Raw genomic sequence first — 6,229 nt, 5'->3', positions numbered from 1 at the left:
GGGTCTGGGGCGGAGCCCCAGAAGGATGGGACGGGTAGGGGCGGCGGGGGCGAAAGAAACCACGAACCAGCCCCGCGCAGTAAAAGACAGCCCGCCGACGGGGGAAGATCGGCGGGCTGTCGGTGGTGCCGGGATGGCTCAGTGGACGGAGTGCTCCTCCTGAGGGAACGTCCCGCCGACGACGTCCTCGGCAAACGCCTTGGCCGCGTCCCCCATGACCGACCGAAGGTTCGCGTACTGCTTGACGAACCGCGGCATCTTCCCGCCCGTCAGCCCCAGCATGTCCGTCCAGACAAGAACCTGCGCATCGGTCTCGGCCCCGGCACCGATACCGACCGTTGGAATGTGGAGGACACGCGTGACCTCGGCGGCCAGCTCCGCCGGCACGAGCTCGAGGACGACCGCGAACGCACCGGCGTCCTGGACGGCCTTGGCGTCACGGAGAAGCTGCTGAGCGGCCTCCTCGCCCCGGCCCTGAACGCGGTAGCCCATGGCGTTCACCGACTGGGGAGTCAGCCCGATGTGGGCCATGACCGGGATGCCGGACTCGACCAGCAGCTCGATCTGGCGGTGCGAGCGTTCGCCGCCCTCCAGCTTGACGGCACCCACCCCCGCCTCCTTCACCAGGCGCGTGGCCGAGCGCAGCGCATGGACCGGACCCTCCTGGTACGACCCGAAGGGCAGGTCACCGACGATCAGCGCACGGCTCGTACCTCGTACGACCGCGGCCGACAGCATGGTCATCTCGTCGAGCGTGACGGGTACGGTCGACTCGTACCCCAGGTGGCAGTTGCCCGCCGAGTCGCCCACGAGCATGACCGGGATCCCGGCCTCGTCGAAGACGGACGCGGTCATCGCGTCGTACGCGGTGAGCATGGGCCACTTCTCGCCGCGATCCTTGGCGGCGGTGATGTCGCGGACGGTGATGCGACGGGTGCCCTTCCCGCCGTACAGCGCCTTACCGCTGTCGGGGGTCCTCTGGGCAGCCGAGAGCTGCGTCATGGCAACGGCTCCTTCTGTCATCTCGAGGCGCCCTGACGGCGTCCCCGGATCCCCTCCATGGTGGCACCTCGTGCCACCGAACGGCTAGGGGGGGCGCCCGGCCACGGCTCAGGACCCCGCCCACGTAAGGTCTCGGTAAAAGAATTCAATACGAGACGGTCTCGTATCGTTATGTGGTCTAGGGTCGGCGCCATGACTACTCCCGCCGTTCCTGACTCCCGCGTCCCGGAAGCCGTACACCGGCGTCGCTGGGTGATCCTCGGCGTACTGATGTTGAGCCTGCTGATAGTCGTGCTCGACAACTCGATCCTGAACGTCGCAATCAAGACGATCTCGACTCCCGCCCCGACCGGCCTCGGGGCCACGCAGAGCGAGCTGGAGTGGGCCATCAACGCCTACACGCTCGTCTTCGCGGGACTGCTGTTCACCTCCGGTCTGCTCGGTGACCGGCTCGGACGCAAGAAGGTGCTGCTCGGCGGGCTCGCGCTCTTCGGGGTCGGCTCGGCGCTCGCCGCCTTCTCCGGCTCACCGGAGCAGTTGATCGCGTTCCGCGCGGTGATGGGTCTCGGCGCCGCCTTCGTGATGCCCGCCACCCTCGCCGTCCTCATGAACGTCTTCGAGCGGGACGAGCAGCCGAAGGCCATCGGCCTCTGGGCGGGCGGCGTCGGGATCGCCATCGCCATAGGGCCCATCACGGGAGGGGCGCTTCTCGACCACTTCTGGTGGGGGTCCGTGTTCCTCGTCAACGTGCCCATCGTGATCACCGCGATCGGCTTGATGCTGGTGCTCGTTCCGGACTCCCGCGATCCCAGGCCGGGCCGGATCGACCCGGTGGGTGTGGTGTTGTCTGTCGTCGGACTCGTGCTGCTCGTGTACGGCATCATCAAGGGCGGACAGCTCGCCGACTTCACCGACGCCACGGTGGTGGCGACCATGGCGGCCGGACTCGCCGTACTCGTGGGCTTCGTCTGGTACGAGAAGCGCAGCGACCACCCGTCCATAGACGTCACGTACTTCAAGAACCGGGTCTTCTCGGCGGCGATGGGCGCCATCGCGCTGGTCTTCTTCGGGCTGATGGGCGTGACGTTCTTCGCCGTCTTCTACACGCAGACGGTGCGCGGCTACACGCCTTTGCAGACCGGCCTGCTGATGCTGCCGCTGGCCGTGTCGCAGCTCGTCTTCTCCCCGCGGGCCCGGCTGGCCGTCGACCGTTTCGGCAACAAGGCCACGACCACCGCGGGCATGCTCACCCTCGCCGCGACGCTGGTCGCGTTCGCCACGCTGGAGGCGGATACGCCGATCTGGATACTGGAGGTCATCTTCTTCCTGATGGGCGCGGGAATGGCGCACGTCATGACCCCCACCAGCGTGGTGATCATGCAGACCCTGCCCCGCGAGAAGGCCGGTTCCGCCTCCGCGCTCAGCAACACCTTCCGCCAGGTCGGCGGCGCCATGGGCATCGCCGTACTCGGCTCGGTCCTCTCCTCGGTGTACCGCTCGGGCATCGAGGACAAGCTCGCCGCGGCGCCCGCCGGTCTCCGGCACACCGCGGGCGAGTCCATCGAGGCCACGCTCGCCGTCGCCGCGAAACTCGGGCCCGAGGGCAGGGCACTGGTCGAACCGGCGCACGACGCCTTCCTGCACGCCATGCATGTCACGGCCCTGTGCGGAGCCGGTGTCGCCCTCGTCGGAGCGGTGGTCGTGGGGCTGTTCCTGCCCGGCCGAAACCCGACCCCGCAGGACCAGAAGGGGGAGGGAACCGAGCTGGTGGGTTCCGAGCGCTGAGAGAATCGGGTCCGTATCGGGCTGCGAGGGAACGGAGTTGGTGTGGACGTCGCTGATCAGGAGACCGGTCGCGCGCCCGTCAGGGGGCGGCCGCGCAGCGAGAGCGTGGAGCGTTCCATCGTCGAGGGCGTCATGAAGCTCCTGGAGGACGGCGTCCCGCTCGCGGAGATCTCCATAGAGCGCGTCGCCCGCACCGCCGGTGTGGGCAAGGCCACCATCTACCGTCGCTGGAGCGGCCGTGAGGAACTCTTCTGCGACGTCCTGCGCGCCGCCGAGCCCCCGGGCCCCGAACTGCCCGGCACCTCTACGCGCGATGACCTGATCGCCCTCCTCGAGGCGCAGCGCAGGCGCGGCCTGGCCACCCGCTCGTCGGCGATCGTGCACAACGTCCTCGCCCAGATGAAGAGCAGCCCCAAGCTGTGGAAGGCGTACCACGTGAACGTGGTCGAGCCACAGCGCCGGCTCACCACCGAGGTGCTGCGGCGCGGGCAGGAGGACGGCGAGATCCGTACCGGCCTCGACCTCGAACTGATCGCCGACCTCTTCCACGGTCCCATGCTCGTACGCACCGTCATGCGCCGCGACGCCGACCTCCCCGACGATCTCGCCGAGGTGATCGTCGACACGGTCCTGGAAGGGCTGCGCCCCAGCGGCTCCTGAGGGTGCGACAGCTTCCGGGGGCTCGGCGGTTCGGTGGGTCCTGAGGTCTCGATGGCTCCTCGGGCCGCCAACTCCCGTGGTTCCAGCGGCTTCTGAGGTCCCGTCGACTCCTGAGGAGATGTGCGTGTTATGTCACAGAGCGCGCTTTCCCCGTCCGCCGCCGGAACTCACCACGCCGTCTCGTACGTCCTCGTGCGAGTACGGCCGTCCTGGTACGGCAGGAGCGAACGCGTTCATCCCCTAGGGTCGTAGACACAGGGGAATGATGTGTACTGCATGTTGTGAGGCGACGAATGGCGCAGGCTTATATGACGGAGACGGGCAGCGGCGGCCAGGGGCCTGACCGCAGAGGACCCCGGCTTCGGCGCCTGCTCGACTCCGTGCGCAGTGACCGCCGTGTCTGGCGGCGTGGCATCGTCCTCGCCGTCTTCGCGGTCCTCCTCGCTCTCGTGATGGTGCTGCACGCGCAGATCCCGAACACCCTCGGCAACCTCGGCAGCCTCACCGAGACGTTCCTGCCCTGGCTGGGCGTCTTCATCCCGGTGCTGCTCGTCCTCGCGCTGGTCCGCAGGTCCGCGACAGCCTTGATCGCCGTGCTCCTGCCCACGGTCGTCTGGTTCAACCTCTTCGGCGGTCTGCTCGGCGACAAGACCGGCGGTGGCGGCGACCTCACCATCGCCACGCACAACGTCAACGCGGAGAACGCGAACGCGGCGGGCACCGCACGCGACGTGGCCGCGTCCGGCGCCGACGTGGTGGCCCTCGAGGAGCTGACGGAGTCGGCGGTCCCCGTCTACGAGAAGGCGTTGGCGCCGACGTACAAGTACCACTCCGTGCAGGGCACCGTCGGTCTGTGGAGCAAGTACCCGCTGAGCGACGTCAAGGAGGTCGACATCAAGCTCGGCTGGACGCGCGCGATGCGGGCGACCGTCAACGCGCCGGACGGGCAGGTCGCGGCGTACGTCGCCCATCTGCCCTCGGTGCGGGTGAAGATCGAGGCCGGCTTCACCGCGCGGCAGCGCGACAAGAGTGCCGACGCGCTCGGCGAGGCCATCGCCGACGAGAAGATGAAGCGGGTCGTCCTGCTCGGCGACCTGAACGGCACGATGAACGACCGCGCGCTCAACGGCGTGACCTCGCAGATGCGTTCCACCCAGGGCGCGGCGGGCAGCGGCTTCGGCTTCAGCTGGCCGGCGTCGTTCCCGATGGCGCGGATCGACCAGATCCTGGTGAAGGGCGTCGAGCCCATCACCTCGTGGACGCTGCCGTCGACGGGCAGCGACCATCTCCCGATCGCCGCCCGAGTGAAGATCTAGGCAACCCGCTCGTAACCCCTGGGAATACTGGGCCTGCGACGCTTTGTTCCGTAAGTAAACTTAATGGGCCCGTGCACCCTCGTGCGCGGGCACCTTCATGGAACTCCGCACGCTCTCCGCTCCGTTCGGCCCCGCGCCGCCCGGAGTGCTCCACCCCTGAAAGGTGAAAGATCCTCCATGCCCCTGGCCCTGCTCGCCCTAGCCGTGGGCGCATTCGGCCTCGGCACCACCGAGTTCGTCATGATGGGCCTGTTGCCCGATGTCGCCGAGGACCTGAACGTCTCGATCCCCGACGCCGGTCAACTGGTCTCGGCGTACGCGCTGGGCGTCGTCATCGGTGCCCCGCTGCTCGCCGCGGTGACGGCCAGGCTGCCGCGCCGCAAGGTGCTGATCGGCCTGATGGCGCTGTTCGTCGCGGGCAACGCGCTGTCGGCCTTCGCGCCCGACCACCACTGGCTGCGCGCCGCCCGTTTCCTGAGCGGGCTGCCGCACGGCGCGTTCTTCGGCGTGGGCGCCGTCGTCGCCACCGGCCTGGTCGCCCCCGAGCGCAAGGCGCGCTCGGTCTCGCTGATGTTCCTGGGGCTGACCGTCGCGAACGTCGTGGGTGTCCCCGTGGCGACCCTGATGGGCCAGCACCTCGGCTGGCGCGCCACGTTCCTCGGCGTCAGCGCGATCGGCCTGGCGGCCATCGCCTCGCTGGCCCTGCTGGTGCCCCAGGATCACGCCCACGCCACGACCGGCGGCCTGCGCGGCGAACTGGCCGCGCTGCGCCCCCTGCCCGTCTGGCTCTCCCTCGGCACCACCGTCGCGGGCTTCGGCGCGCTGTTCTCCGCCTACAGCTACATCACGCCGATGCTCACGGACTCCGCCGGCTACGCCGACTCCAGCATCACGCTGCTGCTGGCCCTGTTCGGCGTGGGCGCCACCGTGGGCAACCTGCTCGGCGGCCGCCTGGCCGACCGTTCCCTGAGGGGCACCCTCTTCGGCGGGCTCACGGCACTGACCGCGGTCCTCGCCCTCTTCCCCGTCCTGATGAGTGCGGAGTGGACCGCCGCCCTGGCGGTGTTCCTCCTGGGCACGGCCGCGTTCGCCACGGGCTCCCCGCTCCAGCTGATGGTCATGGAGAAGGCCTCCGCGGCCCCCTCCCTCGCCTCCTCCGCCAACCAGGCCGCCTTCAACCTCGCGAATGCCGGCGGCGCCTGGATCGGCGGACTCGCCCTGGCGGCGGGCTTCGGCGTCACGTCCCCGGCGGCCGCCGGCGCGGGGCTCGCGGTGCTGGGACTCGGGGTCGCGGCCGTCGCGTATGCGGTGGACCGGCGCCGGGTGCCGACGCACACCGGTCGTGTCGTGGCCGCGCACGTGCCGCAGCGCACGGAGACGGCTCGCTACTGACCCGCGGGAACGCGACCCCGCGTCCGCACGGTCCGCTTGAATACGGCGAAGGGGGCGCCCGGTGCACACCGGGC

At 69.6% G+C, this 6,229-nt stretch carries 5 protein-coding genes; 4 read left to right on the top strand and 1 reads right to left on the bottom strand.

The annotated features are described in order from the left end of the window. Positions 1 to 138 precede the first annotated feature (138 nt). A complete protein-coding gene (gene panB / locus FGD71_RS35660; RefSeq protein WP_119104692.1) occupies positions 139 to 1,002 on the bottom strand; it encodes a 3-methyl-2-oxobutanoate hydroxymethyltransferase in 864 nt (287 codons plus the stop codon). 192 nt (positions 1,003 to 1,194) lie between these two features. Between panB and FGD71_RS35655 the strand changes: the two genes are divergently transcribed. The 4 genes from FGD71_RS35655 to FGD71_RS35640 all read left to right on the top strand — a co-directional run bounded on the left by FGD71_RS35655 (position 1,195) and on the right by FGD71_RS35640 (position 6,155). Continuing rightward, positions 1,195 to 2,787: an MFS transporter gene (locus FGD71_RS35655; protein ID WP_119104691.1), complete on the top strand. Its 1,593-nt coding sequence runs from the start codon at positions 1,195 to 1,197 to the stop codon at positions 2,785 to 2,787. 42 nt (positions 2,788 to 2,829) lie between these two features. Continuing rightward, on the top strand, positions 2,830 to 3,447 hold the full coding sequence (locus FGD71_RS35650) for a TetR/AcrR family transcriptional regulator (protein WP_240436930.1): 618 nt from the start codon (positions 2,830 to 2,832) through the stop codon (positions 3,445 to 3,447). A gap of 293 nt (positions 3,448 to 3,740) precedes the next feature. Continuing rightward, positions 3,741 to 4,763, top strand: coding sequence for an endonuclease/exonuclease/phosphatase family protein (locus FGD71_RS35645; protein ID WP_119104690.1), 1,023 nt, complete (start codon positions 3,741 to 3,743; stop codon positions 4,761 to 4,763). 177 nt (positions 4,764 to 4,940) lie between these two features. Continuing rightward, the gene (locus FGD71_RS35640) at positions 4,941 to 6,155 is read left to right on the top strand and encodes an MFS transporter (RefSeq protein WP_119104689.1); all 1,215 of its coding nucleotides are present in this window, start codon (positions 4,941 to 4,943) and stop codon (positions 6,153 to 6,155) included. Positions 6,156 to 6,229: the final 74 nt, after the last annotated feature.

Source organism: Streptomyces sporangiiformans (genome assembly GCF_005768555.2).
GTDB classification, from domain to species: domain Bacteria; phylum Actinomycetota; class Actinomycetes; order Streptomycetales; family Streptomycetaceae; genus Streptomyces; species Streptomyces sporangiiformans.
Note: the sequence above shows the minus strand (reverse complement) of the source record. Positions and strands in the feature narration are given on the sequence as shown.

What these genes read in the sequence shown, in the direction of transcription:
- panB (WP_119104692.1), bottom strand. Translation starts at nt 1,002, where the DNA reads ATGACGCAGCTCTCGGCTGCCCAGAGGACCCCCGACAGCGGTAAGGCG.
- FGD71_RS35655 (WP_119104691.1), top strand. Translation starts at nt 1,195, where the DNA reads ATGACTACTCCCGCCGTTCCTGACTCCCGCGTCCCGGAAGCCGTACAC.
- FGD71_RS35645 (WP_119104690.1), top strand. Translation starts at nt 3,741, where the DNA reads ATGGCGCAGGCTTATATGACGGAGACGGGCAGCGGCGGCCAGGGGCCT.
- FGD71_RS35640 (WP_119104689.1), top strand. Translation starts at nt 4,941, where the DNA reads ATGCCCCTGGCCCTGCTCGCCCTAGCCGTGGGCGCATTCGGCCTCGGC.